This is a genomic window from Arthrobacter sp. MDT1-49-2 (assembly GCF_059090185.1).
The window spans coordinates 84,942-111,514 of sequence record NZ_JBNHFK010000007.1 but is presented as its reverse complement, the minus strand read 5'-3'; the positions used below and the strand labels follow the sequence as shown (position 1 = coordinate 111,514).

Annotated in this window: 25 protein-coding genes, 1 tRNA gene and 1 other RNA gene; 10 read left to right on the top strand and 17 right to left on the bottom strand. The window is 65.9% G+C overall.

Going from position 1 to position 26,573, the window contains the following annotated elements; all coding sequences use genetic code 11:
* Positions 1 to 97: 97 nt before the first annotated feature.
* Positions 98 to 498, bottom strand: an RNA gene (rnpB, locus tag AC5RTS_RS11180) — RNase P RNA component class A.
* A 76-nt stretch (positions 499 to 574) separates the two neighbouring features.
* Here rnpB and AC5RTS_RS11175 point away from each other — a divergent pair.
* A complete protein-coding gene (locus AC5RTS_RS11175) occupies positions 575 to 1,345 on the top strand; it encodes a YaaA family protein (RefSeq protein ID WP_493992105.1) in 771 nt (256 codons plus the stop codon).
* Here AC5RTS_RS11175 and AC5RTS_RS11170 read toward each other — a convergent pair.
* The 3 genes from AC5RTS_RS11170 to AC5RTS_RS11160 all read right to left on the bottom strand — a co-directional run bounded on the left by AC5RTS_RS11170 (position 1,342) and on the right by AC5RTS_RS11160 (position 4,039).
* Positions 1,342 to 2,298, bottom strand: coding sequence for a reverse transcriptase-like protein (locus tag AC5RTS_RS11170; protein ID WP_493992104.1), 957 nt, complete (start codon positions 2,296 to 2,298; stop codon positions 1,342 to 1,344). The genes AC5RTS_RS11175 and AC5RTS_RS11170 overlap by 4 nt on opposite strands.
* A gap of 3 nt (positions 2,299 to 2,301) precedes the next feature.
* Complete coding sequence (locus tag AC5RTS_RS11165; RefSeq protein WP_493992103.1) at positions 2,302 to 3,042, bottom strand: zinc ribbon domain-containing protein; 741 nt, start codon at positions 3,040 to 3,042, stop codon at positions 2,302 to 2,304.
* Positions 3,043 to 3,109: 67 nt separating this feature from the next.
* On the bottom strand, positions 3,110 to 4,039 hold the full coding sequence (locus tag AC5RTS_RS11160) for a Nif3-like dinuclear metal center hexameric protein (protein WP_493992102.1): 930 nt from the start codon (positions 4,037 to 4,039) through the stop codon (positions 3,110 to 3,112).
* Positions 4,040 to 4,168: 129 nt separating this feature from the next.
* Between AC5RTS_RS11160 and msrA the strand changes: the two genes are divergently transcribed.
* The 3 genes from msrA (at position 4,169) to epsC (ending at position 6,347) form a co-directional block, all read left to right on the top strand.
* Positions 4,169 to 4,693 (top strand): peptide-methionine (S)-S-oxide reductase MsrA, encoded by a 525-nt coding sequence (gene msrA / locus AC5RTS_RS11155; protein WP_493992101.1) that lies wholly within the window; start codon positions 4,169 to 4,171, stop codon positions 4,691 to 4,693.
* A gap of 83 nt (positions 4,694 to 4,776) precedes the next feature.
* Positions 4,777 to 5,712 carry a cysteine synthase A gene (gene cysK / locus AC5RTS_RS11150; RefSeq protein WP_493992100.1) on the top strand — a complete coding sequence of 312 codons (936 nt, stop codon included), beginning with the start codon at positions 4,777 to 4,779 and terminating at the stop codon, positions 5,710 to 5,712.
* A 50-nt stretch (positions 5,713 to 5,762) separates the two neighbouring features.
* Positions 5,763 to 6,347: a serine O-acetyltransferase EpsC gene (gene epsC / locus AC5RTS_RS11145; RefSeq protein WP_493992099.1), complete on the top strand. Its 585-nt coding sequence runs from the start codon at positions 5,763 to 5,765 to the stop codon at positions 6,345 to 6,347.
* A gap of 111 nt (positions 6,348 to 6,458) precedes the next feature.
* Here the strand turns inward: epsC and gnd are convergent, their stop codons facing one another.
* The 6 genes from gnd to AC5RTS_RS11115 form a co-directional block, all read right to left on the bottom strand.
* The gene (gnd, locus tag AC5RTS_RS11140) at positions 6,459 to 7,895 is read right to left on the bottom strand and encodes an NADP-dependent phosphogluconate dehydrogenase (protein ID WP_493992098.1); all 1,437 of its coding nucleotides are present in this window, start codon (positions 7,893 to 7,895) and stop codon (positions 6,459 to 6,461) included.
* A 117-nt stretch (positions 7,896 to 8,012) separates the two neighbouring features.
* A complete protein-coding gene (locus AC5RTS_RS11135; protein WP_493992097.1) occupies positions 8,013 to 8,858 on the bottom strand; it encodes a serine hydrolase in 846 nt (281 codons plus the stop codon).
* A gap of 224 nt (positions 8,859 to 9,082) precedes the next feature.
* Positions 9,083 to 9,155, bottom strand: a tRNA-Val gene (locus AC5RTS_RS11130).
* Positions 9,156 to 9,240: 85 nt separating this feature from the next.
* Positions 9,241 to 10,212, bottom strand: a complete 972-nt coding sequence (locus AC5RTS_RS11125; RefSeq protein WP_493992096.1) for an NAD-dependent protein deacetylase — start codon at positions 10,210 to 10,212, stop codon at positions 9,241 to 9,243.
* Complete coding sequence (locus AC5RTS_RS11120) at positions 10,209 to 10,679, bottom strand: peroxiredoxin (RefSeq protein WP_493992095.1); 471 nt, start codon at positions 10,677 to 10,679, stop codon at positions 10,209 to 10,211. The genes AC5RTS_RS11125 and AC5RTS_RS11120 overlap by 4 nt, the downstream gene beginning before the upstream one ends.
* On the bottom strand, positions 10,676 to 11,095 hold the full coding sequence (locus AC5RTS_RS11115; protein ID WP_493992094.1) for a DUF3052 domain-containing protein: 420 nt from the start codon (positions 11,093 to 11,095) through the stop codon (positions 10,676 to 10,678). The genes AC5RTS_RS11120 and AC5RTS_RS11115 overlap by 4 nt, the downstream gene beginning before the upstream one ends.
* A gap of 293 nt (positions 11,096 to 11,388) precedes the next feature.
* Between AC5RTS_RS11115 and aceE the strand changes: the two genes are divergently transcribed.
* The 6 genes from aceE to fabF all read left to right on the top strand — a co-directional run bounded on the left by aceE (position 11,389) and on the right by fabF (position 19,355).
* Positions 11,389 to 14,133 carry a pyruvate dehydrogenase (acetyl-transferring), homodimeric type gene (gene aceE, locus AC5RTS_RS11110; RefSeq protein ID WP_493992093.1) on the top strand — a complete coding sequence of 915 codons (2,745 nt, stop codon included), beginning with the start codon at positions 11,389 to 11,391 and terminating at the stop codon, positions 14,131 to 14,133.
* 197 nt (positions 14,134 to 14,330) lie between these two features.
* Entirely contained in the window at positions 14,331 to 15,560 is a 1,230-nt protein-coding gene (locus AC5RTS_RS11105; protein ID WP_493992092.1) for a PucR family transcriptional regulator, read from the top strand.
* 109 nt (positions 15,561 to 15,669) lie between these two features.
* On the top strand, positions 15,670 to 16,623 hold the full coding sequence (locus tag AC5RTS_RS11100; protein WP_493992091.1) for an ACP S-malonyltransferase: 954 nt from the start codon (positions 15,670 to 15,672) through the stop codon (positions 16,621 to 16,623).
* A complete protein-coding gene (locus AC5RTS_RS11095) occupies positions 16,620 to 17,675 on the top strand; it encodes a beta-ketoacyl-ACP synthase III (RefSeq protein WP_493992090.1) in 1,056 nt (351 codons plus the stop codon). Before AC5RTS_RS11100 ends, AC5RTS_RS11095 begins: the two co-directional genes overlap by 4 nt.
* A gap of 112 nt (positions 17,676 to 17,787) precedes the next feature.
* Positions 17,788 to 18,033: an acyl carrier protein gene (locus AC5RTS_RS11090; RefSeq protein WP_055240832.1), complete on the top strand. Its 246-nt coding sequence runs from the start codon at positions 17,788 to 17,790 to the stop codon at positions 18,031 to 18,033.
* Positions 18,034 to 18,119: 86 nt separating this feature from the next.
* Positions 18,120 to 19,355 (top strand): beta-ketoacyl-ACP synthase II, encoded by a 1,236-nt coding sequence (gene fabF / locus AC5RTS_RS11085; protein WP_493992089.1) that lies wholly within the window; start codon positions 18,120 to 18,122, stop codon positions 19,353 to 19,355.
* A 117-nt stretch (positions 19,356 to 19,472) separates the two neighbouring features.
* On the opposite strand, the gene AC5RTS_RS11080 is transcribed toward fabF, so the two are convergent.
* The 7 genes from AC5RTS_RS11080 to AC5RTS_RS11050 all read right to left on the bottom strand — a co-directional run bounded on the left by AC5RTS_RS11080 (position 19,473) and on the right by AC5RTS_RS11050 (position 26,317).
* Positions 19,473 to 19,976, bottom strand: a complete 504-nt coding sequence (locus AC5RTS_RS11080) for a DUF3145 domain-containing protein (protein ID WP_493992088.1) — start codon at positions 19,974 to 19,976, stop codon at positions 19,473 to 19,475.
* Positions 19,977 to 20,121: 145 nt separating this feature from the next.
* Entirely contained in the window at positions 20,122 to 21,066 is a 945-nt protein-coding gene (locus AC5RTS_RS11075) for a tyrosine recombinase XerC (protein WP_493992087.1), read from the bottom strand.
* 64 nt (positions 21,067 to 21,130) lie between these two features.
* Positions 21,131 to 21,658: a methylated-DNA--[protein]-cysteine S-methyltransferase gene (locus AC5RTS_RS11070; RefSeq protein WP_493992086.1), complete on the bottom strand. Its 528-nt coding sequence runs from the start codon at positions 21,656 to 21,658 to the stop codon at positions 21,131 to 21,133.
* A gap of 87 nt (positions 21,659 to 21,745) precedes the next feature.
* Positions 21,746 to 22,984 (bottom strand): DNA-processing protein DprA, encoded by a 1,239-nt coding sequence (gene dprA, locus AC5RTS_RS11065; RefSeq protein ID WP_493992085.1) that lies wholly within the window; start codon positions 22,982 to 22,984, stop codon positions 21,746 to 21,748.
* Complete coding sequence (locus AC5RTS_RS11060; RefSeq protein WP_493992084.1) at positions 22,981 to 24,531, bottom strand: YifB family Mg chelatase-like AAA ATPase; 1,551 nt, start codon at positions 24,529 to 24,531, stop codon at positions 22,981 to 22,983. Before AC5RTS_RS11060 ends, dprA begins: the two co-directional genes overlap by 4 nt.
* Before the next feature lie 270 nt (positions 24,532 to 24,801).
* The gene (locus AC5RTS_RS11055; protein ID WP_493992083.1) at positions 24,802 to 25,158 is read right to left on the bottom strand and encodes a YraN family protein; all 357 of its coding nucleotides are present in this window, start codon (positions 25,156 to 25,158) and stop codon (positions 24,802 to 24,804) included.
* Between the two features lie 109 nt (positions 25,159 to 25,267).
* Complete coding sequence (locus tag AC5RTS_RS11050) at positions 25,268 to 26,317, bottom strand: hypothetical protein (protein WP_493992082.1); 1,050 nt, start codon at positions 26,315 to 26,317, stop codon at positions 25,268 to 25,270.
* Between the last annotated feature and the right edge of the window lie 256 nt (positions 26,318 to 26,573).

Here is a 26,573-nt window from a genome sequence, read left to right as displayed (position 1 = left end):
GGGAATCGGCGCATTGGCACAAATCCGGGAAAAAGGGGCGTTTTGTGCGGGCTACTCTTGCGCTGCCCGGGTTTGTGCCTTCGGCGGTTTGGAGGGGTGGACGGGTTGGCCGGTAAGCCGGGTTTTGTACACCTGATCCGTTACCGGAAAAGGTGCGGCAATCATCCATCTAGGGCCGCCGTTGCCGGCGGCCTCAAGCGGCCTACCCGGACACATCGGGCGGGCAGCCCTCAAACGTGTCCTGTATGGCCTTGCTCCGGGTGGGGTTTACCTAGCCGTCCCGGTCACCCGGGACGCTGGTGGTCTCTTACACCGCCTTTTCACCCTTACCTGCGGGCCTGCACAGCAGGCCGCGGGCGGTTTGTTTTCTGTGGCACTGGCCTGCGGGTTTCCCCGAGTGGGCGTTACCCACCACCCTGCCCTGCGGAGCCCGGACTTTCCTCGGCGGCACCGGCACCCGTAAGGGCGCCGTACCGACGCGATTGCCTGGCCAACCCGTCCATGGTCAACTCTACCGTCCCGCAGCGGCTGCCCCGGCCAGGAGCGCGGGCGGACACTCGCGTACGATTAACCGGTGCTTATTCTGCTCCCGCCGTCCGAAGGAAAAACACCCGCTGAAACGGGGCCGGCCCTTGACCTGTCCCGGCTGCGTTTTCCGCTGTTGTCCGAGCCCCGGAACCAGGTCCTCAAGGCCTTAGCGGAAACCAGCCGCGCCGAGGACGCACTTGCCATCCTCGGCGTCGGAGCCAGCCTTGCCGCCGAGGTGCAGCGCAACACGGTCCTGGATAGCGAGCCGTGTGCTCCGGCCCACCGGGTGTACACCGGCGTCCTGTATGACGCCCTGGGCTACGATTCGCTTTCCGAGGAAGCCCGGCGGCGGGCCGACGAGTCCGTCCTGGTCATTTCCGCCCTGTGGGGTGCCATCGGCTTCGCCGACCCCATCCCTGCCTACCGGCTTTCCATGTCCGCACGGCTGCCGGATACGGGCCGGCTGGCGGCGTTCTGGAAGCAGCATCTGACGTCAGTGCTGGGCGGATATGCCGCTGACTCTCTGGTGGTGGACTGCCGGTCCAGCACCTATGCGGCTGCCTGGGCACCGGTTCCTGAGAACACGGCCGCAGTGAATGTGTTCCAGGTCCGCGACGGCAAACGCAAAGTCGTTTCGCATTTCGCCAAACACACGCGCGGCGAGCTGGCCCGGTACCTGTTGCTGCGCGGGGGTACCGATCCGGCCACGCCGCAGGACCTGCTGCTGGCAGTGCAGGAGAAGTGGGATGCCGAGCTGGCGGCCCCCGCGGGGCGGAAGCCCTACCAGCTCAACATCATTCTTCCCGAACAGGCCTAATCGGCTACCAGCTCCACTTCGAAGCCCTCTTCGTTCTCCAGATAGGCTGCGTAATGTTCCGGTCCGCCGGCGTGCGGGTGGCGGTCTGCGAACAGCAGGGTCCAGCCGTGGCTTGCTGCACGCCTGGCCAGCAGCTCGACGTCGGCCTGCGACCCCGCAACGAAGGCCAGGTGGTTCAGCCCCGGACGGCGGCGTGAGTACGGGACGGGCTCGACGTCGGGGCCGGCCTCGAGCACGATATACCCGTCCGCGCCCTGCCAGCTCGCGCCGGTGGACCAGGTGTCCTTGCGGAGGTAACCGAGGCGTTCCAGCAGCCAGCCCAGCGACTTTTCCGCGGCCGGGAAGTCGTTGACCCAGATCTCGGTGTGATGCAGGCGTCCGGTGGGAGACGGCGGCGTCGACGGCGCGGGGTCCGGAGCCGGCATTGCCGGTGCCTGGGCGGCGGTGGCGCCCCGCGGCTTCCAGGGCACGCCCGCGGTCCCGGCGTCCATGGCTTCATTGGAGAGCCTGTCGGCGTCCTTGTTCAGTTCACGGGGAATCCACTCGTACTTCACCCGCCGCGGGTCGACCACGGAGCGGGCCTTGGCGGCGAGCTTCTGCATGTCTGCGTGCTTGATCTTCCAGCGCCCGCTCATCTGCTCGACGACGAGCTTTGAATCCATCTTCGCGAGGATCCAGCAGTTCGGGTCGATCTCATGCGCCAGTTCCAGGGCGGCAATCAGCCCGGAGTACTCGGCAACGTTGTTGGACACCTTGCCAACGTATGCGGCCTTTTCCGCGAGAATCTCCCCGGTCCCGGGGTCACGGACCAGCGCTCCGTAGCCGGCAATACCGGGATTGCCGCGGGAGCCGCCGTCCGCTTCGACAATCAGCGTGCGCCGGGCTCCCGCGGAGGGCTGCCGGGCAGCGTCTTTATCCCCGCCGGAAGCAGGCTCCGGGTCGAACAGTGTCACTTCCTAGCTGCCCCACTCATCGGACCGGACGAGGATGCACCCGGAATCGGGGCAGTAAACAATGTCGTCGTCGGCTGCTTTACGGATATCCGCCAGATCGCCCGGGCTCAGCTGCATCCCGGAACCTTCAGAGGTGCCGTGGAACAGCCGCGCGGCACCAATGCCGTGCTTGGAGAGCGTCTTTTCGTATACAGCGAGCAGGGCAGGATCAAAGCTGCCGGCGAGCTCTTCGCGGCGCGCTTCGGTGTCGGCCTGCTCGGCGCCGATCACCGAAAGTTCGGCGTCGCGCTTTTCCTCCAGCTCCCGGCGCTTCGCGTGCAGCGTTTCCAGTTCAGCTGCAGCCTCGGACTGGCGCGTACGGGCGGTTTCGAGGCGCTCCATGACTTCGAGTTCAACGTCTTCGAGATCGGAGCGGCGGCGCTGCAGCGAGACAATTTCCGCCTGCAGGGCGGTGAGCTCCTTCGAGCCGCCCTTGCCGCTGTCCAGGTGCTGCTGGTCCCGTGTCATGCGGGCCACCACGGAGGCAACATCGGCTTCCGCGCGGGCGAGCTCGCGCTCGACGTCGGCCACGTCGGTGCCCGCGCTGACGCGGGCGCTCTCGGCAGCGGCAACGGCGTCGGCAAGCGAGGCGATTTCAGGATTGTTGCTTACGCTGCGGACCTGGTTGCGCAGGGCCTTGATCCTGCTGTCCAGGGCCTGCAGATCAAGCAGCCTCAGCTGCTCCGCGGGCGATGCTTTTGCCACCGATTACCTCCGTGTATATCCGGACCTACCTGGCCCGGCACTCCTAAGCCTATGCCACTCAGCCGCATCACTTCAGTCCGGGAGTCAGGACAAAGTCCCAGGGATCGGTGTTCACCCCGCTGACGCGCACGTCAGCGACGAACCCCTGGTCCGTCAGGACGTTTTCCAGGGCGCCGGCGGCCGGCGTCAGCCACAGCCATTCGCTTCCGAAGTGGGAGACGTCGATGAGATAGGGGCGTCCGTTTCCGGCGAGTGCGCGTTCGCGCAGTTCCGACGCCGGGTGGTGGCGCAGGTCTGCGGTGACGTAGACGTCGGCACGCTGGGCACGGACGGCATCAAAGAGGCTGTCTCCGGCACCGCCGCACACGGCAACCCGCCGCACCAGCCCGTGCGGGTCTCCGGCTACCCGGACGCCGCCGGCAACGGCCGGCAGGATGCCGAACACCCGCTCGGCGAAGTCCCCCAGGCTCATCACCTCGGCAAGTTCACCCACCCGGCCGATCCCCTCTTCGGGCAGGCCTTCCGGCGCGGGAACCAGCGGGATCACATCACGCAGACCGAAGGCATCGGCAAGCACGTCGGAGACGCCGCCGACGGCGCTGTCCCCGTTGGTGTGTACGGTCAGCAGGGCGCATCCGCCTTCGATCAGACGGTGCACGGCGTCACCTTTGAACGTAGTGGCCGCGACGGAATTCACCGGCTTCAGCAGCAGGGGGTGGTGGGTCAGCAGCAGGTCCGCGCCCCATTCAAGTGCCTCGTCTATGACGTCACTTGTGGGATCCACGGCGAACAGGATCCGCCGGACTTCCCGGTCTGCGCGCCCGGCTACCAGGCCCGGGGCGTCCCAGTTCTCTGCCAGCGATTCAGGCCATAGTTCTTCCGCAGCCAGCAACACATCGCCCAGGGTGGGTATGCTCCCGCCGCCGGCCTCTGCCGGCTGGATATCCTGATCGGCGGTATCCGCGCCGGCCCGCTCATTGGGGTGCTCCGCTTCCATAGGTTTAGTTCTACCCCGATGCGCGGGCGGCGCTCAATTCCGCCGCACCGGCGGTGATGCACTCCACATCCCGGAATCCGGCTCCCGGGATCCGGGAATCAATACGCCGCCCGCAGCATTGTTATAGGCATGAAGACGTACGTACTCGGCGGAGGCTGCTTCTGGTGCCTCGACGCCCTCTACCGCAAGGTCCGCGGAGTCACCGATGTGGTGTCCGGCTATACCGGCGGTTCAACCCCCGACCCCGACTATGACAGTGTCTGCACCGGCACCACCGGCCATGCCGAAGTGGTGGCCGTCACCTTTGACGAAGAGGTAGTGCCGGGAGAGGTGATTCTGGATATGTTCTTCTCCCAGCACGATCCCACCACGCTGAACCGGCAGGGCTACGACATGGGCACCCAGTACCGCTCATCGATGTTCTACCGCGATGAGGACCAGCGCAGGGAATTCGAGTCCGCGCTGGAGCGGGCACGCGGAAACTGGAAGGATCCGATCGTTACCGAGATCACTCCCCTGCCGCAGTTCTACCCGGCGGAGGACATCCACCAGGATTTTTATGCCAAGCGTCCGGGCACCGGGTACTGCCAGGTCATTATCAATCCGAAACTGGCCAAGGCCCGCAAGTATTACTCCGAATGGCTTCAGGACTAACCGCTCCGAAGGCCGCCGATAGGCTTGGACGGGCAGATGTCCGTCCGGCATTTTCGAAGAACGTTTGAGGAACAGAGGAAAACATGGCTCGCATATATGACGATGTAACCCAGCTCGTGGGCGGAACCCCGCTGGTCCGGCTGAACCGGCTCGCCGCCGGCCTGCCCGCCCAGGTGGCGGTAAAGCTGGAGTTCTACAACCCCGCCAACAGCGTCAAGGACCGGATCGGTGTGGCAATTGTCGATGCCGCCGAGAAGGCAGGTGCGCTGAAGCCGGGAGGAACCATCGTAGAGGGCACCTCGGGCAACACCGGTATCGCCCTGGCCATGGTGGGCGCTGCCCGCGGCTACAAGGTGATCCTGACGATGCCGGAGACCATGTCCACCGAACGCCGTGTCATGCTGCGTGCCTACGGAGCCGAGATTGTCCTGACGCCCGGCGCCGAAGGCATGCGCGGTGCGGTCGAGAAGGCCAAGGAGATTGTCGCCACCACGGACAACGCCATCTGGGCCCAGCAGTTCGCCAATGAAGCCAACCCGGCCATGCACCGTGCCACCACTGCCGAGGAAATCTGGGCGGACACCGACGGCCAGGTGGATATCTTCGTGGCCGGCATCGGCACCGGCGGCACCATCACCGGCGTCGGACAGGTCCTGAAGGAGCGCAAGCCAAGCGTGCAGGTGGTTGCCGTGGAGCCCAAGGACTCGGCCATCCTCAACGGCGGTTCCCCGGGACCGCACAAGATCCAGGGCATCGGCGCGAACTTTGTTCCCGAAATCCTGGACACCACCATTTACGACGAGGTTTTCGACGCCTCGATCGAAGACTCGGTTGCCACCGCCCGCGCGCTGGGCACCCAGGAAGGCATCCTCGGCGGCATTTCCTCCGGTGCCATCGTCTGGGCGGCGCTGGAACTGGCCAAGCGGGAAGAGAACGCCGGTAAGCTGATTGTCGCCACGGTCTGCGACTTCGGCGAACGCTACATCTCCACCGTGCTGTACGACGACATCCGCGGGTAGAGTACGACCGCCCCGGCGGGGGCATTGAAAAACCGAGCAGAAAGTTCTCTGTGAGTCTGTTAGCCCGACTGCGCGAAGACCTCGACGCCGCCGCATCACATGATCCGGCGGCACGGGGCTCGCTCGAAAACCTTGTTGTCTATTCCGGCCTGCATGCCATTTGGATGCACCGGCTGACACACCGCATGTGGGCCCGGCCGGGACTGCAGTTCCCGGCCCGTGTCCTCTCGCAGATCACCCGCTTCGCCACGGGCATTGAGATCCATCCCGGTGCCACGATCGGCCGGCGGTTCTTCATCGACCACGGCATGGGTGTGGTGATCGGGGAAACCGCCGAGATCGGCGACGACGTGATGCTGTACCACGGCGTCACCCTCGGGGGACGTTCGCTGGCGAAGGTCAAGCGGCATCCGACCATCTGTGACGGCGTTACCGTGGGCGCCGGGGCCAAGATCCTGGGGCCGGTGACCATCGGGGCCAACAGCGCCGTGGGCGCCAATGCCGTGGTGGTCAAGGACGCCCCCGCCGATTCCATCATCACGGGCATCCCCGCGAAATGGCGGCACCGGGACACCAAGATGACGCAGCCCGCCGTTGACCCGGCCGAATACGTGGATCCCGCGATCTATATCTAGCCGAATTCCGGAGGATCCGCCGGACATCGCACCGGACATCGAGCCGAACACAGGAAAGGCCCGCAGCATCCGCTGCGGGCCTTTCCTGCTTAACGCTGTCTCATGACGCTGCTAGTGCGTGTCCACTGCCTCGACTTCGGCGCGGTCCTCGCCCCACATGGTGTGGAAGGTGCCTTCGGCATCCACACGGTGGTAGGTGTGCGCCCCAAAGAGGTCGCGCAGGCCCTGGGTGAGTGCCGCGGGAAGCCGCTTCCGGCGCAGGCCGTCGTAGTAAGCCAGCGACGAGGAGAACACCGGCACCGGGATTCCCAGCTGCACGGCCACGGAGACCACGCGGCGCCAGGCGGGCACGGCGGCGGCGATGGATTCGGCGAAGGCCGGGGCGAGCAGCAGGTTGGCCGGAGCCGCACCGTCCGCATAGGCCTTCATGATGTCATCCAGCAGCTCCGCGCGGATGATGCAGCCGGCACGCCACAGCGAGGCGATTTCATCAAGCTTCAGGTCCCAGCCGTACTCCTTGGCTGCTGCGCCCAGCATGTCGATGCCCTGCGCGTAGCTGACCAGCTTGGACGCGTAGAGGGCCTGACGGACGTCCTCCACGAACGTCTCCGGGAGCTCGACGGCGGCTTCCTCACCCTGAAGCGTCTCCTGCGCAATCTCACGCTGGCCGCGCTGGGAGGACAGTGCCCGGGCGAACACCGACTCGGCGATGCCGGACACCGGCGAACCCAGATCCAGGCCGGAGACAACCGTCCAGCGGCCGGTGCCCTTCTGTCCTGCGGAGTCCACGACCACGTCCACGAACGGCTTGCCCGTTTTCGCATCCACGTGGCCCAGGACCTCGGCGGTGATTTCGATCAGGAAGGAGCTGAGCTGGCCGGTGTTCCATTCGGTGAAGATCTGCGCCTGTTCGGCGGGTTCGATGCCCGCGGCGGAGCGCAGCAGGTCATAGGCTTCACCGATGACCTGCATGTCGGCGTATTCAATGCCGTTGTGCACCATTTTGACGAAGTGTCCGGCGCCGTCGGTGCCGATCCAGGTGCAGCAGGGCTCGCCGTCGTACTTCGCTGCGATCTTCTCCAGCATGGGGCCGACGGAGTCGTAGGACTCGCGGGAACCGCCGGGCATGATGGACGGGCCCAGGAGCGCACCCTCCTCGCCGCCGGAGACACCTACACCCACGAAGTGGAGGTCCTTCTCCGCCAGCGCGGCTTCGCGGCGACGGGTGTCCTCATAGTGCGAGTTGCCGGCATCGATCACGATGTCACCGGGCTCCAGCAGCGGCACCAGCTGGTCGATCACGGAGTCCACGGGTGCACCGGCCTTCACCATGATCAGCACGCGGCGGGGCTTTTCCAGCGAATCAACGAGCTCCTGCAGCGACTCGGTGCGGATGAAGTTGCCCTCATCGCCGTGGGCTGACAGCAGTGCATCGGTCTTCTGGACGGATCGGTTGTGCAGGGCCACCGTGTAACCGTTGCGGGCAAGGTTGCGGGCAAGGTTGGCGCCCATGACGGCAAGGCCGGTTACACCAATTTGTGCACTCAAGTTCTCTCCAAGGATCTTTGTGGTGCCCCAACGGGCACGGGCCGGCGCGGGCTCATCGCGCCGCGTTCAGGCTCCAGCCTATGCTTCCGGGCCGCCTCGCCGCCACATGGCCCAGGATCAGCCGCCGTCCGCATATCCGTTGATCATGGCTGCCACGCTCTCGACGACGTTGATACCGTCGGCCAGGGTGGGGTTGCGTGAGCTCAGCACGACGATGCTGTAATCGCTCGCGCCTGCCCGCACGAAGCCGGCGCTGCCCACATTCCACGCCGCCTCGTCGTCCTGCAGCCAGCCGTTCTTCAGGGCAATCTCCGCCTCCAGGTCGCTGACGCCGGCCGTGATGCCCCAGGACTGCTCCGGGCAGACGTTTTCCATCAGCGCAACGGCGAACGCGTGGAGGTCCGGATCCAGCCAGTCAGCGCCGTCGGCCACGGTCCGGGCGATGCGCAGCTGATCCTCCGCCGTGGTTTCACTGGCTCCCCACATCTCCCCCGCTTCCGTGGCCTCCACACCTATGAGGTGGTAGGTGTGCTGCAGTTCCGGCCTGCCGCCCAGGGCGTCATAGAGCGTGCTGGTGGCCTCGTTGTCGCTGTACTCGATCATCAGCGTGGCCAGGTTCGCTTCCTCGGCGGTGAGGTAACGCCCTTCCTCGGTGGCCTGGCGGAGCAGTGTCAGGAGGATGGGCACCTTCACCAGGCTTGCCTCAAGGTAGCGCTGCTGCGCGTTGTACTGCCAGGATTCCCCGGAGGCGTTGTTCCGGACCGCCACGGAAAACTCGGCGCCATTCTCAGCCGCCAGACGGTCCAGAGCCTCAGTCACGGGTTCAGCAACCCGCCCGGTCCCGTTTTCCGTCCCTCCGGAGCCGCCGCCGTCCGCCGTTGCCGCCGTGGCGTCCGCTTCGGGCGGGGCCGCCGTCGTCGTCATCCCTGAGCACCCGCCGGCGGCAAGAAGCAGAAGTGCCATTGCTGCAGAGCAGCTGCGCTTCCCCCATGCCGATCCGCTGATCCCCAATCTCACCGTCCTCTTCCGGTTCCTTCCCGTGTCTGCGCTTCTGCCCGGGCACAATCCATTTCAGCAGGAGAGTTTTAAAGGTTGCTGAGTCCGGGACCCGGACTCCACATGCTCCGCTTAACGAAAAAGACCGTCGCTGCCTTCCGCAGGTGCGGAAGGCGGCGACGGCCTATCTGTGGGTCCTACCGGGATCGAACCGATGACATCCACGGTGTAAACGTGGCGCTCTACCAGCTGAGCTAAAGACCCTCATTGTGATGCCTTACCGCCCGGTTCATACCGGTCCGGCCCTGCATCACGAGGAACTACGTTACCCCAAGAAACCGCTTCCTGCCTAATCGGCGCCCTGGCCGGCGTTGCGGGGGGTACCGGCTGCGGGCCCCGTGGAGGCCGGAAGGTCGGGCAGATGCTGCGCCAGCCAGGTCAGTGCCGTACTGACGCCCATGTCGATCTTCAGGGTTGCCAGCGGGTCCCCCCGGGTGGCGCCCCGGTTGATGATGACCACAGGTTTTCCCGCTTTGACGGCATAACGGACAAAGCGGAGACCGCTCATGACCGTCAGCGAGGAGCCGGCCACCAGCAGCGCACCGGCGTCGTCGACGACGGCGAAGGCCCGGGCCACCCGGTCCTTGGGCACATTCTCGCCGAAGTAGACGAAATCCGGTTTGAGCATGCCGCCGCAGACCGGACAGTCGGCGACCACGAAATCATCGGTGTCCGCGATCTCGGCATCAGCGTCCGGGGCAATCTCGCCGCCCTCCCGCACGCGGTCCAGATATCCCGGGTTCAGGTCCTGGAGCAGCTCCGCGACCTCCGCACGGGAGAAGCCGGTCCGGCAGTCCAGGCAGATCACCCGGTCGTAGCGTCCGTGCAGGTCAATGACGTTGACGCTGCCTGCGTCGCTGTGCAAACGGTCGACGTTCTGGGTGATGAGGCCGGACAGAAGACCCCGGCGTTCCAGGTCGGCCACGGCCGCATGGCCGGGATTGGGGTCGGCGTGACGGAGGTGGTGCCAGCCCACATGGTTCCGGGCCCAGTACCGCCGGCGGAGGTCTGCATCGCCGACGAACTGCTGGTAGGTCATGGGATTCCGGGGCGGGGCATCCGGTCCGCGGTAATCCGGGATCCCCGAATCCGTGCTCAGCCCCGCGCCCGTGAGGAGGGCAATCCGCCGGCCGCCAAGCAGCTCCGCTGCCCGGCGGAGGAGACGCAGCTCGTCGTCAGTGGGTTCGGGGACCTGCTCCAGGGCGCCGCGGCTGGCGAAGCCTGTCAGGCCGAGTCCCGGACGCTGCCCGGTTTCACTCATAGTTCCTCCAAGGCCGAACGGTACTGTTCGAGCGGACGCGGCACGCCGGGATCCGATCGGATGCAGCTGCGCAGGATGCCCTCGCCGTCGATAACGAAGCTCGCCCGCGCTGCCTGCCCCTGCCGGGCATCAAAAACACCGTAGGCCTTCGACGTTTGGCCGTGCGGCCAAAAGTCCGACAGCAGCTGAAAAGTGAACCCTTCGTGCTCCGACCAGGCGCGGAGCGTGTATTTCGAATCACACGAAACCGCGAGCAGGTGCACTCCCGCATCAGTGAACATCGCGCGTTCACGCTCCAATTCCGCGAGCTCTCCCCGGCAGATCGGGGAGAAGGCGAACGGAAAAAAGACGAGGGCAACGGACGAGCCGCGCAGGCCCGACAGGCCCACCGCCTCACCAAACTGGTTCGGTAGGCAGAACTCCGGCACCGCAGTACCTACCACCGGCAGGTCTGCGAACTGCGTCACTTCTTGCGTCGGCTGACCAGTCGGGTCGCTGTCCAGTCATCGCATACGCCCGGCGATGTGGTGACGTGGAGCCCCGCTGTGGGGGCCGCTTCCTCAATATCGGCCGGGGAAACGTACCCGTCCCGGCCGGATTTGGGCGTCAGGACCCAGACAACTCCGCCGTCGTCGAGCGTGGTCAGGGAATCGACCAGTGCATCCACGAGGTCACCGTCATCGGCCCGCCACCAGAGGATGACCCCGTCTACTACGTCGTGGTCTTCTTCGGTGAGCAGTTCACCTCCGATGAGGTCCTCAAGGTCGTCGCGGAAGTCAAAGTCCACGTCGTCGTCGTAGCCGAATTCCTGAACCAGGTCCCCGTCCTTGAAACCCAATCTGCTCGCCACGTTATCCTCGGTGACGGCCTCGGCCTCGCTCACTTCACTCCTCCTGGTTGACTGCATAAATACAAGGGAATCACACATTTGCCTGATCCGCGCGGTCCCGGACCCAACGAAACACCTTTAAGCGGCAGGCATCAAGGCTCCGCGGCTTGTCCGCCTTCAGCGATGCGTCCGGGTGCAGGCTACGCAACAGGGCCAACCCCGGACTACAGTGGAGGAAAAGCAGATTTGGGCGCCCTGGCGCGCATCCGTGCGCAAGCGAAGATCCGGCGGACAGCGGCTGGATCCCACTGAAGAATCTGGCAGACACAATCTGTACTTGAGAGAGGTTGGCCGTGGCCGCAGAAGACACAACGGACATCCTGAGCGGGTTAACCAACCAGCTTCCGGACCGTGATCCTGAGGAAACCGCAGAATGGATCGAGTCGCTTGACGAACTGATCCGCTCGCAGGGCACCGAACGCGCGCAGTACATTATGCGTTCGCTGCTGCAGCGTGCAGGTTCCCAGAGCGTGGGCGTGCCGATGGTAACCACCACGGACTACGTCAATACCATCCCCGTGGACCAGGAACCCGAGTTCCCCGGCGATGAGGAAATCGAACGTCGTTACCGCGCCTGGCTGCGTTGGAACGCCGCCATCATGGTGCACCGCGCCCAGCGCCCGGGCATCGGCGTCGGCGGGCACATTTCGACATACGCCGGTGCCGCGACCCTGTACGAAGTGGGCATGAACCACTTCTTCCGGGGCAAGGACCACCCGGGCGGCGGAGACCAGATTTATTTCCAGGGTCACGCCTCCCCCGGCATGTATGCCCGCGCCTTCCTTGAAGGCCGGCTGAGCGAAGAGGACATGGACGGGTTCCGGCAGGAGAAGTCCCGCGAGGGCCACGCCCTGTCCTCCTACCCGCACCCGCGCAGCATGCCCGATTTCTGGGAGTTCCCCACCGTGTCCATGGGCATTGGCCCCATGAACGCGATCTACCAGGCGCAGTCCAACCGCTACCTGCAGAACCGCGGCATCAAGGACACCTCGGACCAGCACGTCTGGGCCTTCCTTGGCGACGGCGAAATGGACGAGCCCGAATCGCGCGGCCTGCTCCAGCTGGCCGCCAATGACAAGCTCGACAACCTGACATTCGTGGTCAACTGCAACCTGCAGCGCCTCGACGGTCCGGTCCGCGGCAACGGCAAGATCATGCAGGAACTGGAAGCCTTCTTCCGCGGCGCCGGCTGGAACGTCATCAAGGTTGTCTGGGGCCGCGAGTGGGATGACCTGCTGCAGCGGGACAAGGACGGCTCGCTCGTGGACATCATGAATGCCACCCCCGACGGCGACTACCAGACTTACAAGGCCGAGTCCGGCGGATTTGTCCGCGAGCACTTCTTCGGCAAGAGCCCGGAAACCAAGGAACTCGTTGCCAACCTGACCGACGAGGAGATCTGGAACCTCAAGCGCGGCGGGCACGACTACCGCAAGGTGTACGCCGCGTACAAGGCCGCCACGGAATTCAAGGGTGCCCCCACGGTCATCCTGGCCCACACCGTCAAGGGTTACGGCCTGGGTACGCACTTCGAGGGGCGCAACGCGACCCACCAGATGAAGAAGCTGACCCTGGATGACCTGAAGGCCTTCCGCGATCACCTGCGCATCCCGATCAGCGACGAGCAGCTCGAAGCCGATCCGTACCAGCCGCCGTACTACAACCCGGGTGCAGACGCTCCGGAGATCAAGTACATGCTGGAGCGCCGGCGCGAACTGGGCGGCAACGTCCCGGAGCGCCGGGTTAAGCACGAGCCGGTGCACCTGCCGGATGAGAAGGCCTACGAAGTAGCCAACCGCGGCTCCGGCAAGCAGCTGGCTGCCACCACCATGGCCTTCGTGCGCCTGCTCAAGGACCTCATGCGGGACAAGGAATTCGGCAAGCGGATTGTGCCGATCATCCCCGACGAGGCCCGCACCTTCGGTATGGACTCCTTCTTCCCGACGGCGAAGATCTACAACCCCAAGGGCCAGAACTACCTGTCCGTGGACCGGGACCTGGTCCTGGCCTACAAGGAGTCCCCGCAGGGCCAGATTGTCCACGTGGGCATCAACGAGGCCGGTTCCATCGCGGCGTTCACCGCTGCGGGCACCTCCTATGCCACGCACGGCGAACCGCTGATCCCGGTCTACGTTTTCTACTCGATGTTCGGGTTCCAGCGCACGGCCGACTACATCTGGGCGGCCACCGACCAGATGGCGCGCGGCTTCCTGATCTCCGCCACAGCCGGCCGCACCACGCTGACCGGCGAAGGCCTGCAGCACGCTGACGGCCACTCGCCCATCCTGGCCTCCACCAACCCCGCGGTGAAGACCTACGATCCGGCTTACGGCTACGAGATCGGGCACATTGTCCGGCACGGACTGGAGGAGATGTACGGCCCGGATTCCAAGGATCCGAACGTCATCTACAACCTGATGGTCTACAACGAGCCGATCCAGCAGCCCAAGGCCCCCGAGGACCTTGACGTTGAAGGCATCATCAAGGGCATCTACCTGCTCGCCCCGGCCAAGATCGACGGACCCCGCACCCAGTTGCTGGCCTCCGGCGTGGCCGTGCCGTGGGCGCTGGAAGCCCAGAAGCTGCTCGCCGAGGACTGGGGCGTGTCTGCTGATGTCTGGTCGGTGACGTCCTGGAACGAGCTGCGCCGTGACGGCCTGGCAGCGGAGGAGGAAGCCTTCCTCAACCCCGGCTCGGAGCCGCGGGTACCGTTCGTAACCCAGCAGCTGGCCGGCGCTACCGGACCGATCGTGGCCTCCACGGACTACATGAAGGCCGTGCCGGACCAGATCCGCCAGTTCCTGCCGAACGAATTCGCCACCCTGGGTGCCGATGACTTCGGATTCGCGGATACCCGTGCCGCAGCTCGCCGGTACTTCAAGATCGACAGCCACTCGATGGTGGTGCGGGCGCTCGAGATGCTGGCCCGCCGCGGTGAGGTTGATGCCAATGCACCCAAGGAGGCCATTGAGAAGTACCACCTGCTGGATGTCAACGCCGGCACCAGCGGCAACGCCGGGGGCGACGCCTAGCCGCGTACCGGCTCCGTAACACGGACGCCGGTGCGCGGGCCGCACCGGCACCACCTTGGAAGAACCGCCGCACATGCGGCGGTTCTTCTGCGTCCGGCCCTTCCTCCCGTGCTGCCCCTGGAGAAGAGCGCAGCTAGCGAACTTGTAGCCTTCGCACAAAATGGCCGATCACCGGCTCAGGCCGTAAGCTCGCCTGTATGCCAGTGACTTCCAGTAAGCCAGCCGCCTCGACACCGCAGCGGGCGGCGGCAGACACCACCACGGTGGACCGCCTCAAAGCCAACATCGGCAGGCTCTCCACCGCCACGCTGCAGCAATTGGATATTTCGCTGCCCTGGTACCGGGGACTGCGACCTGATGAGCGGTCGGCCCTGGGCATGGTGGCGCAGAAAGGTATCGCGTCCTTCGTGAACTGGTACCAGCGCCCTGCATCGCCGGCGTGGGTGCTGAGCGACGTCTTCGGTACCGCCCCGACCGAACTGACCCGCTCCATCAGCCTGCAAAAAGCCCTTCAACTGATCCGGGTGGTTGTCCAGGTGGTGGAGGACCGCGTGCCGGAGCTCGCAGCCAACGAAGTGCAGTCTTCCCTTCGTGAAGCCGTATTGCGCTATTCGCGGGAAGTCGCCTTCGCCGCCGCCGACGTCTACGCACGCGCGGCCGAAACCCGGGGAGCGTGGGATACCCGCCTTGAAGCGCTCGTGGTGGACGCGATCCTGCGGGGCGAGAGTTCGGATGCCCTGCGTTCCCGCATCGCTGCGGTCGGATGGACCTCAACGGCCCCGGTAACAGTGATGGTGGGCCACTCCCCCGCCGAAGCCAACGCCTCCTTCGTTAACGAGCTGCGCCGTGCCACCGGCCGGCTCGCCGAGGACACGCTGGTGGGCATCCAGGGTGAGCGGCTGATCCTGGTGCTGGGCGGATTGGAGGACAAGTCCTTCTCCTACACCAAGCTTTCGGAACTATTCGGTCCCGGCCCCGTGGTCTACGGACCTCCCGCAGCCTCCCTCGTCGAAGCCGGGCCCTCCGCTCAGGCGGCATTTGCCGGTCTGACTGCGGCACGCGCCTGGCCCGCAGCACCGCGCCCCGTTGCCGCCGACGATCTCTGGCCCGAACGGGTGATGTCCGGTGACGACACGGCGCGCCGGGCACTGGTGGAAAGCATCTACCGCCCCCTTCTCGGCGCGTCCAACGGCCTTGCCGAAACACTCGGCGCCTACCTCTCGCTGGGCCACTCGCTGGAGGCCACCGCCCGTGAACTCTTTGTCCACGCCAACACCGTGCGGTACAGGCTCCGCCGCGTCTGCGACGTCACCGGGTGGGATCCGATGCTGCCGCGGGAGGCCTTCGTCCTGCAGACCGCCCTGGTGGTCGGGCGCCTCGCACCTGCCGGCAAAGCCGCACCGGAAAAGCCTCCGGCACGGCTCTAAACCCTGCCCGGACGCCCACCCGGGCTTGTAGACTTCCTACAACCCCGCCCCGAGAGCTTGGTTCACCCAAACACCCGATCCTGCCCCCTATGTTTGGAAAGCTGTATACGTGCTTGCAATTGTCTGCCCCGGCCAGGGGTCCCAAACGCCAGGATTCCTCTCACCGTGGCTGGAACTGCCCGGCGTCAGGGATCATCTCACCGCGCTAAGCGACGTCGTCGGGCTGGACCTGATTGCCCACGGCACGGTTTCCGATGAGGAGACCATCAAGGACACCGCCGTGGCGCAGCCGCTGATCGTGGCGGCCGGGCTGATGGCGGGCCGGTTGCTGCTGGACCCCGCGTCCCTCACCTCGGCCACCGTGCTTGCCGGCCATTCCGTCGGGGAGATTACCGCATCGGCGATTGCCGGAGCCCTGCCGGAGAAGGACGCCCTGGTGTTCGTCCGGGAGCGGGCCAACGCCATGGCCCTTGCCGCGGCGGCCGAACCCACCGGGATGAGCGCCATCCTCGGCGGCGACCCGGATGACGTCGCCGCCGTGCTGGAAGCGGCGGGCCTCACGGCAGCCAACGCCAACGGCGGCGGGCAGACCGTCGCCGCCGGCACCCACAACCAGCTGGAAGTCCTCACCGCTGCTCCCCCGGCCAAAGCCCGGGTCATACCGCTGAAGGTCGCCGGCGCCTTCCACACATCGCACATGGCCCCCGCCGTGACCGTTCTTGAAGCCCTGCGCCCGTCCCTGTCCCCGCAGGACCCGCTGCCGACCCTGCTCTCCAACCGCGACGGCGCTGCCGTGGTCTCCGGTGAAGCAAACCTCGACAGCCTGATAGCCCAGGTGTCCCGCCCCGTGCGCTGGGACCTCTGCATGGAAAACATGGTTGCCATGGGTGTTACCGGCATCCTGGAACTGCCGCCGGCCGGAACCCTTACCGGACTGGCACGCCGCGGCATGAAGGGTGTGCCGACCCTGGCCCTGAAATCCCCCGAAGACCTACCAGGTGCCCGTGAGTTCATCCTGGAACACTCAGGCACGGCAGCAACAACCGGAGAAGGTATCGCGTGAGCACGCCCACCCTGAAGCAGTCCCCCGTCAACGAGTTCAGCCGTATCCACGGCATCGGCGCGTTCCGCCCCGACGTCATTGTCAGCAACGACGATGTCTGCCAGTGGATTGAGTCCTCCGACGAATGGATCCGCCAGCGCACCGGCATCGTCACCCGGCACCGTGCAGACAAAGGCACGTCGGTGATCGACATGGCCGAAGCCGCCGGCCGCGAAGCCTTGGAAAACGCCGGTATTGACGGCTCCCAGCTGGGCGCCGTCATTGTCTCCACGGTGACCCACCCCTATGCCACCCCCTCTGCCGCCACGCAGATCACGGAGCGGCTCGGTGCCACCCCGGCACCCGCATACGACGTCTCTGCTGCCTGCGCCGGATACTGCTACGGCATTGCCCAGGCAGATGCGCTGGTCCGTTCCGGTGCCGCCAACTACGTGCTGGTCATCGGTGTTGAAAAGCTTTCGGACATCATCGACAACACCGAACGCACCATTTCGTTCCTGCTGGGCGACGGCGCCGGCGCCGTCGTCGTCGGCCCCTCCGACACTCCCGGCATCGCGCCCTCGGTCTGGGGCTCCGACGGCAGCAAGTCCGGAGCTATTGGTATGACCCACTCCATGCTGGATGTCCGCGAGCTCTCCCTCGCCGCAGAGTCCGAGGGCGGCGTAACCGCAGCGGAGCTGCGCGAAACCAAGCTCTGGCCCACCCTGCGCCAGGACGGCCAGACCGTCTTCCGCTGGGCCGTCTGGGAAATGGCCAAGGCAGCCCAGCAGGCCCTTGACGCCGCCGGCATCACCGCCGAGGACCTGTCCGCGTTTGTGCCCCACCAGGCCAACATGCGCATCATCGACGAAATGGCCAAGCAGCTCAAGCTGCCCGAATCGGTGGTCATCGCCCGCGACATTGCCGACGCCGGCAACACGTCCGCCGCGTCCATCCCGCTGGCCACCTACCGGCTGCTGAAGGAACACCCCGAACTGAGCGGCAAGCTTTCGCTGCAGATCGGTTTCGGCGCGGGCCTCGTGTTCGGCGCCCAGGTAGTGGTCCTCCCCTAGCTGCACCATCCGCCGTCTCTGCCCGCCTGGCAGAACGGCCCCCTCACCACACCGCTTCGGCGGCTGGAAACCGGACCGGTCACATACCGGCACAACAAGAAAAGGAGCCAACATGGCTAGCAACGAAGAAATCCTGGCCGGCCTCGCCGAGATCGTCAACGAAGAGACCGGCCTGGCCCCCGAGGCCGTCGAGCTGGACAAGTCCTTCACCGATGACCTGGACATCGACTCCATTTCCATGATGACCATCGTGGTCAACGCCGAAGAGAAGTTCGGCGTGCGCATCCCTGACGAAGAGGTCAAGAACCTGAAGACCGTCGGCGACGCCGTGGACTTCATCTCCAACGCCCAGGCGTAATCTCCGGCGGCCGCTGCCACGCGGCGGCCGCCCGGTACCGCCGGTATCCCGGCACCCCAACAGCAACTGTTTCAAGAGAGTGAATCATGGCCCGCAAAGTAGTCATCACAGGCCTTGGCGCGACCACGCCCATCGGCGGGGACGTCCCCACGATGTGGAAGAACGCACTGCAGGGCGTCTCCGGCGCCCGGACGCTGGAAGACGAATGGGTGGAGAAATACTCCCTGCCCGTCACCTTCGCCGCGCGGGTCACCACTCCCGCCACTGAGGTCCTCTCCCGGGTTGAAGCCAAGCGCATGGACCCGTCCACCCAGTTCGCCGTCGTCGCCGCCCGTGAGGCGTGGGCCGACTCAGGACTGGAGGACGTAGACCAGGACCGGCTCGCCGTCACCTTCGCCACCGGCATCGGCGGCGTCTGGACTCTGCTCGATGCGTGGGACACCCTGCGTGAGAAGGGTCCGCGGCGTGTGCTGCCCATGACCGTTCCCATGCTGATGCCCAACGGTCCCGCCGCAGCCGTCTCCCTGGATCTGGGCGCCCGTGCCGGCGCGCATACCCCCGTCTCCGCCTGCGCCTCCGGCACCGAGGCCCTGCACCAGGGCCTGGAACTGATCCGCTCAGGCAAGGCCGACATTGTCGTCGCCGGCGGTGCCGAGGCCTGCATCCACCCGATGCCGATGGCTTCCTTCGCCTCCATGCAGGCGCTGTCCAAACGCAACGATGATCCGCAGCATGCCTCGCGGCCCTATGACCGTGACCGTGACGGCTTTGTCATGGGTGAAGGCGCCGGCGCCCTGGTGCTGGAGAGCGAAGAGCACGCCCTTGCCCGCGGCGCCCGGATCTACGCCGAGCTGGCCGGCACCGCCGTGACCGCAGACGCCTACCACATCACCGCACCGGACCCGGAAGGACTGGGCGCCACCCGGGCGCTCAAGGCTGCACTGTTCGATGCCCGGGCCCAGGCCGAAGACGTAGTCCACGTCAACGCCCATGCGACCTCCACCCCGGTGGGCGACAAGCCCGAGTACACGGCACTGAAAGCCGCACTGGGCAGCGCCCTGGACGGAGTGGCCGTCTCGGCGACCAAGTCCCAGATGGGCCACCTGCTGGGTGCTTCGGGCGCGGTGGAAGCCGTCCTGACGGCGCTGGCCGTGTACGAGCGCCAGGCGCCCGTCACGATCAACCTGGACAACCAGGATCCGGAAATCCCGCTCGATGTGGTCACCTCCGAACGCAAACTGCGCGACGGCGACATTGTTGCCCTGAGCAATTCCTTCGGCTTCGGCGGCCATAACGCCGTGGCAGTGCTCCGCAACCACTAGAACGGCGTGCCGGCCGGCGTGCCGGCAGAACCAAAAAGAACAGGCATCCGCTTCCCTTCACGGGAGCCGGATGCCTGTTCTTTTGCTATGGAAGTGTGTGTCGGACCGTCCGGCCCGTCAGCCGACCTGGTGCAGCCAGCGCACCGGGGCACCGTCCGCAGCATGCCGGAAGGGCTCCAGCTCCTCGTCCCAGGCTTCGCCCAGGGCAAGGGAAAGCTCGTGATAGACGGCGGAGGGGTCTCCGGCGCCTGTTTCGTAGGCATAGCGGATACGGTCCTCGGACACCATGATGTTGCCGTGGACATCGGTTGCGGCGTGGAAGATCCCCAGTTCAGGCGTGTGGGCCCAGCGGCTTCCGTCGGCTCCCGGGCTCTGGTCCTCGGTCACCTCGTAGCGCAGGTGCGCCCAGCCGCGCAGGGCGGATGCCAGAAGAGAGCCGGTCCCCTGCGGCCCGGACCAAGCGATCTCGGCGCGGACCATTCCGGGCGCGGCCGGCTGAGGGGTCCACTGTAGATCCGTTCGCTTTTCAACGACGGATCCGATGGCCCACTCAATATGAGGGCACAACGCGGAAGGGGCCGAGTGCACAAAGAGTACTCCGCGCGCCATCACAACAGACATTCCATCCTCCATAGCTGTAGGTACGTCTTCCCCAACGACCTGCTGCATGGATGAATAATGGTCCGCGTGCCCGCTGTCCATCATTGTGCCGCAAGTTATCGGAATGCGCCAATGAGCCGCACGTACCGCAAAGTGTCGTATGGTCCTAGGCGCGCGGGTGGGCCTGGCTGTAGCTCTGTCGGAGCCGGTCCACGGAGACATGGGTGTACAGCTGTGTGGTGGCCAGCGAGGAATGCCCCAGGATTTCCTGTACGGCACGCAGGTCCGCCCCGCCGTCCAGAAGGTGGGTGGCCGCTGAATGCCGCAGTGCGTGCGGCCCGGTGGCCGAGGTGTCCGGCAGGGCATCCAGCAGTTCGGCGACCACGCTGCGGACCTGCCGCTGGTCCACTCTGCGTCCGCGTTTTCCGAGGAACAATGCGGGACCGCTCTCCGCGACCGCCAGGGCAGGCCGTCCCCTGCGCAGCCAGTCATCGACGGCAAGGGCAGCGGGGAGACCGTAAGGCACCGTACGTTCCTTGTTGCCTTTGCCCAGAACCCGCAACGTCCTGCGGTCCGGGTCCAGATCATCGATGTCCAGGCCGGACAGTTCTCCTACGCGCACTCCGGTGGCGTAAAGCAGCTCCACCATGGCCCGGTCTCGAAGGGCAACCGGCTCGCCTTCAGCTGCCGCCGCCTGCATAGCCGCGAACAAATCCTCGAGCTGGCTGCTGCGCAGCACACCGGGAAGGGTTTTTTCCTTCTTGGGTGCCTTGAGCCGAAGCGCCGGGTTCTCGCTGATGAGTTCTTCGCGCAGCGCCCAGCCGGTAAAACTGCGGGCAGTGGCTGCCCGGCGGGCCAGCGTGGAACGTGCCTGGCCGCTGCTGCTCAGTTCCCCCAGCCATCCACGCAGGATGCCCAGATCCAGCTCGTTGAGCGACGCGACCCCGGAACCGTGCGCAAAGTTCAGCAACTGGGCGACGTCGGATTCATAGGCGCGCACCGTGTGTTCGGAGCGTCCCCGTTCTGAAATCAGGTACCGGCAGAAGCCCTCAAGTGCTGACCGGAATTCTGCCGGCCAGGACGCGGCATCTGCGGTTCCCTTGCTACTCACCCCATTACTGTTCTCCTATTGTTTCCTTCCTTCAAGCAGGCTCGCGGTCCGCGGCGGGAAGTCCTCAGGCAGGCACTCTGCCGGTATGCCCGCAGGACCGCCGCAGCTGTTCGGTGCCGGGCGACTGTTCGAGCTTGAGCAGGTACCTTTTGGTCTCCACCCCGCCCGAATATCCCGTCAGCGCTCCCCGGGAGCCGACCACTCGATGCGTCGGCACAACGATGTTGAGCGGGTTACGAGACAACGCTGCTCCGACGCTGCGTGCTTTGGCCGCATCTCCCAGGTCCAGTGCGAGCGATTTGTAGGTGGCGGTTGAGCCGTAAGTGATGCTGCCTACCCGGTCCCAGACGCTTCGCTGAAAATCCGTGCCCCGCGGGGCGGTGCTGACGGTGAAGCAGCATCGCCTGCCGTCGAAGTACTCGGCCAATTGGCGTTCCACGTCTTCAAAGCCCTGCTCCGCTGCTATTCCGTACGGTGTACCAACTCCGGTCAGCTCAGCCGGCGGGCTCAGCTTCACCGCGGTGAGGACGCCGTCAGCCGCGACGAGGGTAAGCACCCCGACGGGCGAAGTAATGATCTTGTGAGTAATCATGATGTGTTTTCCTTCGTGGGTGGAGTGGGTGGATTTCGGGGAAGGGTGGTCATGAGCAGACTTCAGGAACGGACGGCCGCTCACCCCCTAGCGTTTGCCGCGACGCCACGCGTCAGGCCCGGCCCGGATTGCCAGGCCTTCCAGTTCAAGCCGGGCCAGCCCTGCCCGCACCCCCGCCACAGGGAGCCCGGCCACCGAGGACAGCTTGGCGATGGTGGCGGCACTGCGAACAGGAAGCGCGTCCAGCAGCAGGAGATCCTCGATGGCCAAACCGTCATGGTCCGCTCTCTTCTGCCCGGGCTCCCCGCCCGGACCGGGTTCCTCGTTTGGCTCGGGTTCCCTGCCTGGCCCGGAACTCAGCGGCCCGGCCAGCTCGGCGACTTCCCGTGCGTCGGTTACGCAGACGGCGCTCCCGTCACGGAGCAGCCGGTGGCAGCCGGCGGAGTTCGCCGAGTAGACCGATCCGGGAACCGCCCCGACTTCGCGTCCCAATCCGGCCGCATGGTGGGCGGTGTTCAGTGCCCCGGAACGCCACCTGGCTTCAACCACTACCGTTGCCGCACTCAGCGCGGCGATAATCCGGTTCCGCTGCAGGAACCTCCACCGCGTAGGGGCCGATCCGGGCGGCACCTCGGACAACAACAGACCCCGTTCCGCGACTGCACGCAGCAGATCTTCGTTGCCTGCCGGGTAGAACCGGTCCGCTCCGCACGCCATCACTGCGATGGTGGGCACACCCACACCGGAGACCTCGGGGGTGCAGGCGAGCGCAGTACGATGTGCCTGCGCGTCAATGCCGTAGGCACCCCCTGAGACCACGGTGTACCCCCTGCCGGCCAACCCCGCTGACAGATCACCGGCAATCGACAGGCCATAGCCGGTGGCATCCCGGGATCCCACGATGGCCACCGTACGATTCACTTCCGGCAGGACCCGGGAGAGGTCTCCTCGGGCCCACAGGCACAGCGGCATGCCCAGCTCGAGATGGGACAGGGCTTCGGGCCACCGCGGGTCCTCCGGGATGAGCAGCTCACCGCCCAGCCGCTGCATGGTTTCCAAGTCCCGGTCAGGAGCCAGATCGGCAACCCGGGGTCGCCAGCGCTTCAGTCCTTCTGCCAGGGCGTAGCCCTTACCGGCCACACCCACCGAGGTGAGGATGCCGGAGGTCCTGTTGATCAGCCCGGAGGACATCTGCTGTTCCCCTGTGGCTATCTGCAATGCCTGCTCCGGTCCGACGGCCGACACCAGGGCAAGTCCCACCATGTCCGAAGGTTCGAACAGCCTCGACAGTGCGGCACGTGCACGGAGAAGCGTGCCCCCGCTCATGCCGCTGCCCCTTGGGTGCGGAAGCCCAGTGCCTGCCCGACGTCGTCGGCGTCCGGTGTGCCGTGACCGGCCAGATCGGCGACGGTCCAGGCGACGCGCAGTACGCGGTCGTAGCCGCGGGCCGTCAACAGCTGCCTCTCCATGGCCCTGTCCAGGGCGGCTGTGGCTTTTGGTTGCGGCCGCAGCGCGTCCCGCAGCAACCCGCCGGGAACCTCGGCGTTCGTACGGCAGTTCAGCGGCTCCAGCCGTTCCCTTTGGAGGTATCTCGCTCCCCGCACGCGTTCCGCAACCGTTGCGCTTGTTTCCGGCGTCGCGGTGGAAAAATAGTCAGCCAGTGCAACCCGATGAACGCTCAGCTGCAGGTCTACGCGGTCAAGGAGCGGACCGGAAAGACGGCTGAAGTACCGTCGGCGCTGTTGCGGCGTACAGGTGCAGTCGATGCCTTTTCCTGTCGCCAAACCGCAAGGACAGGGGTTTGCTGCCAGTATCAGCTGGAAACGGGCAGGGTATACGGCAGTGCCCGCCGCTCTGTGCAGTACCAGCTGCCCGCTTTCCAAGGGCTGGCGCAGCCCGTCCAAGACCCTTCGCTCGTACTCGGGTGCCTCATCCAGGAACAGCACACCCCTGTGGGCCCGGGACGCCGCGCCGGGGCGGGGAATGCCCGGGCCACCTCCGATCACTGCCGCCGTGGATGCTGTGTGGTGCGGGCTTTGGAACGGTGGCCGGCGCAGCAGCTCGCGGCACGGGCGCCCCTGCCACGCCAGGGAATGGATGGCGGTCACTTCCATCGCCTGATCGTCGGACAGGTCCGGAAGGATACCGGGCAGCCTTTCGGCCAGCATGGTTTTTCCCGCCCCTGGCGGTCCGGTCATGAGAAGGTGGTGGGCGCCCGCTGCGGTAACCTCTATGGCAAAGCGTGCCTCCTGCTGGCCGGACACGTCGGAAAGATCCGGCATGGCCAGTAGTTCGGCGCCCTCTTCCGCTTCGGGGCCAGCTTCACCGGCCGGAGCAACCGGAGCGGGAAATGCCAGCAGTTCCGGATCGGCGCCCAAGCCGGCAGCGACCTCCGCGAGGGACGAGCAGCCCCGCACCCTGGCTGTAGGAACCAGTGCCGCTTCTGCGGCGTTCTCCACGGCCACGACAAAGTCCGAATAGCCGGCGGCGACCGCCGCCATCACTGCCGGAAGGATCCCCCGGATCGGCCGCAATCTGCTGTCGAGCCCCAGCTCGGCAAGGAAAACGCATCTGCCGGGGCTGCGGAGCGCCCCACCGGCGCACAGAGCGGCCACGGCGATGGCCAGATCGAAACCCGACCCGTGCTTGGGCACGTCCGCAGGCATGAGGTTCACCGTGATGCGGCGACGGCTCAACGGCAGTCCGGCATTCTTCGCTGCCGACTTCACCCGGTCCCGCGCCTCGTTCAATGACGCGTCAGGCAGACCAAGCAGAACAAATGAAGGGAGGGACTGGCCGATGTCCGCCTCGACTTCCACCATCCTGCCCCGGAGGCCTACGAGCCCTACGCCATAGGTGCGGCCCAGGCTCATGGCGCCACCTGGGCCGGGCTGACGATATTGCCCGGCTTGCCTGTAGTAACGGGGATCCGGCGTTCCTGTGCATTCATGGCACCACCCTGTCCTGGGCGCCGCCGTCATGGGGCTTCTGTCCCTGTGGGTGTGTGTAACGCCCCGCTCCCGCAGGAAGCGATCGTCCTGTGGAGGAATAGCCGCCCGCATGCGCGTTGCCGTCCGCACCCGACGCCGGCCCGATCATCCCAGCGTGCTGGCCCAGAGCGCCCGGGCACCCATCCGAAGCTGTCAGCAGATCCCGCGCAGGTGTTCGAGTACGGGGGCACCGGTGCCGTCATCCAGCACTGCCACCGCATCTATCCTTCGATGCGCAAAGTAGCGGTTGTGTGCCCGCACCCATGCCGCACCCAGATGATGAAGGCGGGCCAGCTTGGCGGCGCTGATGGCTTCAAAGGGGTGGCCGAAGTTCAGGGAGGAACGCGTCTTGACCTCTACAATCACCAGGGTTGCTCCGTCCACCGCCACTAGGTCTATCTCGCCCTCCGGGCAGCGCCAGTTCCGGTCAATAATGCGCAGCCCTGCCTCTGTCAGGTACTGCGCCGCCAGCTCTTCGCCGCGGCTGCCCAGTATGTCTTTGGTTCTCATGCCTCCACACTCGCGGCTGCAGGCCACCCGAACAGGCGCAGCCCGGGTCCTGTGGACATAGACCGACGGCCCGTAGCCGGAGGTGCCCTGTGGAGGTAGCGGGGATTCCCTACTCCTTGAACCAGCCCTCGCCGTCCAGGGACCGACGCCAATACTGCCCCGGTTCACCGGTCTCACGCAGGACGTCGGTAAGCCAGATGGTCCGGTCCGGATCCCAGCCGGCAAGCACCGAACCTGTCTCCCCATCCACGGTCAATGCCCTGCCCGCGCAGCTGAGATACCCCGAGACCGTCAGATGGACAGCGTCCCACTCCCCGGCCACCCCTTCCCAGTCCGGAATAAGCCAGCGGCCCTCACGTCCGGTGGTGCACAGCCAGACCCAGCGGCGGGAAGCGGACACTTCCAGCGGGAACCGGCGGCACAGCAGAACCCAGTCCTCCTCGCTGCGGATTTCAAACGTCCTGCCCGCCCCGCCGACCGGAATAGTGGTGGCGCGCTCCCAGCCCGGATAGTCCTCCACCAGGTTCAGCCCCGCCGGAATACGGCCGACTGTGCCGGTGAGGCCAAGCGGAATGGACCACCAGTCCCCCGTCCATTCCGGCCCGCGCCGACTTTCCCGCCACGTCAGCTCATCGGCACGTATGGCGCGGCCCCACTTGGCCAGTGTCTTTTCCGGGTCCCTGCCCAACGGTGCCGGATCATCCGGTCCCCGCCAGTCGATGGCCCACTGCCGCTGCGTCCGCGAATCCGCCAGAAGCACCTCCATGACCACCGCCCGTTCTGCGACGCACTGCAGAGCCCGGCGGATAGCCGGTATGGCAGCAAGCACATCCTCCCCGTCAGGTTCCTGCCAGTATCGGGCGCTCATCACTGACCGCTGAAGGGCATCGTCCAGAAGGTCCTCCGTGAAGCCCTCTAAGTCCAGAGAGTCCAACCGTGCTGCCAGTGCCTCCACCGACGCCGCCGGGCGCGGGGCGGCCGCACCGAGGTCATGGGCATCGCTCCCGAACAGCACTACCGAGGTGCCCCGCCCGGGATCGAGTTCATACCCCAGATCGAAAACGGCGCTACGGACGTCCGCATTCAGCTCCGCCGCGATTTCCAGGCACAGGCGCCTGCCTCGCGGCCCGGCGAGCAGCATCGCGGTATCGGGAGCCACGTCCCCTCCTCACTCGGACCATCTTCATGGTTGGCGGTCACATTGCCCGGGCAATAACCCTCGGAAGATTAGTCCTCCGCGGAGCACAGCACCAGTGTTGTTTCCGTTCTAATTACCCATTTCTGCTCGAAAAATACCTGGTTTTGAGTATTTTTGCGCCGATCTTGCCCGGTCCCTGCGCTATTCCACAGCCAAATACTGCGAAAGGCGCGTCAGGCTGTGGCCGCACAGCGCCAACTTCCAGACCAACAAGAAG

Bases quoted from the DNA above. Each gene is read 5' to 3' on its own strand.
- AC5RTS_RS11055 (WP_493992083.1), bottom strand. From the start codon at position 25,158: ATGAGAACCAAAGACATACTGGGCAGCCGCGGCGAAGAGCTGGCGGCG.
- dprA (WP_493992085.1), bottom strand. From the start codon at position 22,984: ATGAGCGGGGGCACGCTTCTCCGTGCACGTGCCGCACTGTCGAGGCTG.
- AC5RTS_RS11105 (WP_493992092.1), top strand. From the start codon at position 14,331: ATGCCAGTGACTTCCAGTAAGCCAGCCGCCTCGACACCGCAGCGGGCG.
- cysK (WP_493992100.1), top strand. From the start codon at position 4,777: ATGGCTCGCATATATGACGATGTAACCCAGCTCGTGGGCGGAACCCCG.
- AC5RTS_RS11060 (WP_493992084.1), bottom strand. From the start codon at position 24,531: ATGAGCCTGGGCCGCACCTATGGCGTAGGGCTCGTAGGCCTCCGGGGC.
- AC5RTS_RS11090 (WP_055240832.1), top strand. From the start codon at position 17,788: ATGGCTAGCAACGAAGAAATCCTGGCCGGCCTCGCCGAGATCGTCAAC.
- fabF (WP_493992089.1), top strand. From the start codon at position 18,120: ATGGCCCGCAAAGTAGTCATCACAGGCCTTGGCGCGACCACGCCCATC.
- AC5RTS_RS11135 (WP_493992097.1), bottom strand. From the start codon at position 8,858: ATGGCACTTCTGCTTCTTGCCGCCGGCGGGTGCTCAGGGATGACGACG.
- AC5RTS_RS11070 (WP_493992086.1), bottom strand. From the start codon at position 21,658: ATGATTACTCACAAGATCATTACTTCGCCCGTCGGGGTGCTTACCCTC.
- AC5RTS_RS11125 (WP_493992096.1), bottom strand. From the start codon at position 10,212: ATGAGTGAAACCGGGCAGCGTCCGGGACTCGGCCTGACAGGCTTCGCC.
- AC5RTS_RS11160 (WP_493992102.1), bottom strand. From the start codon at position 4,039: ATGGAAGCGGAGCACCCCAATGAGCGGGCCGGCGCGGATACCGCCGAT.
- msrA (WP_493992101.1), top strand. From the start codon at position 4,169: ATGAAGACGTACGTACTCGGCGGAGGCTGCTTCTGGTGCCTCGACGCC.
- AC5RTS_RS11080 (WP_493992088.1), bottom strand. From the start codon at position 19,976: ATGTCTGTTGTGATGGCGCGCGGAGTACTCTTTGTGCACTCGGCCCCT.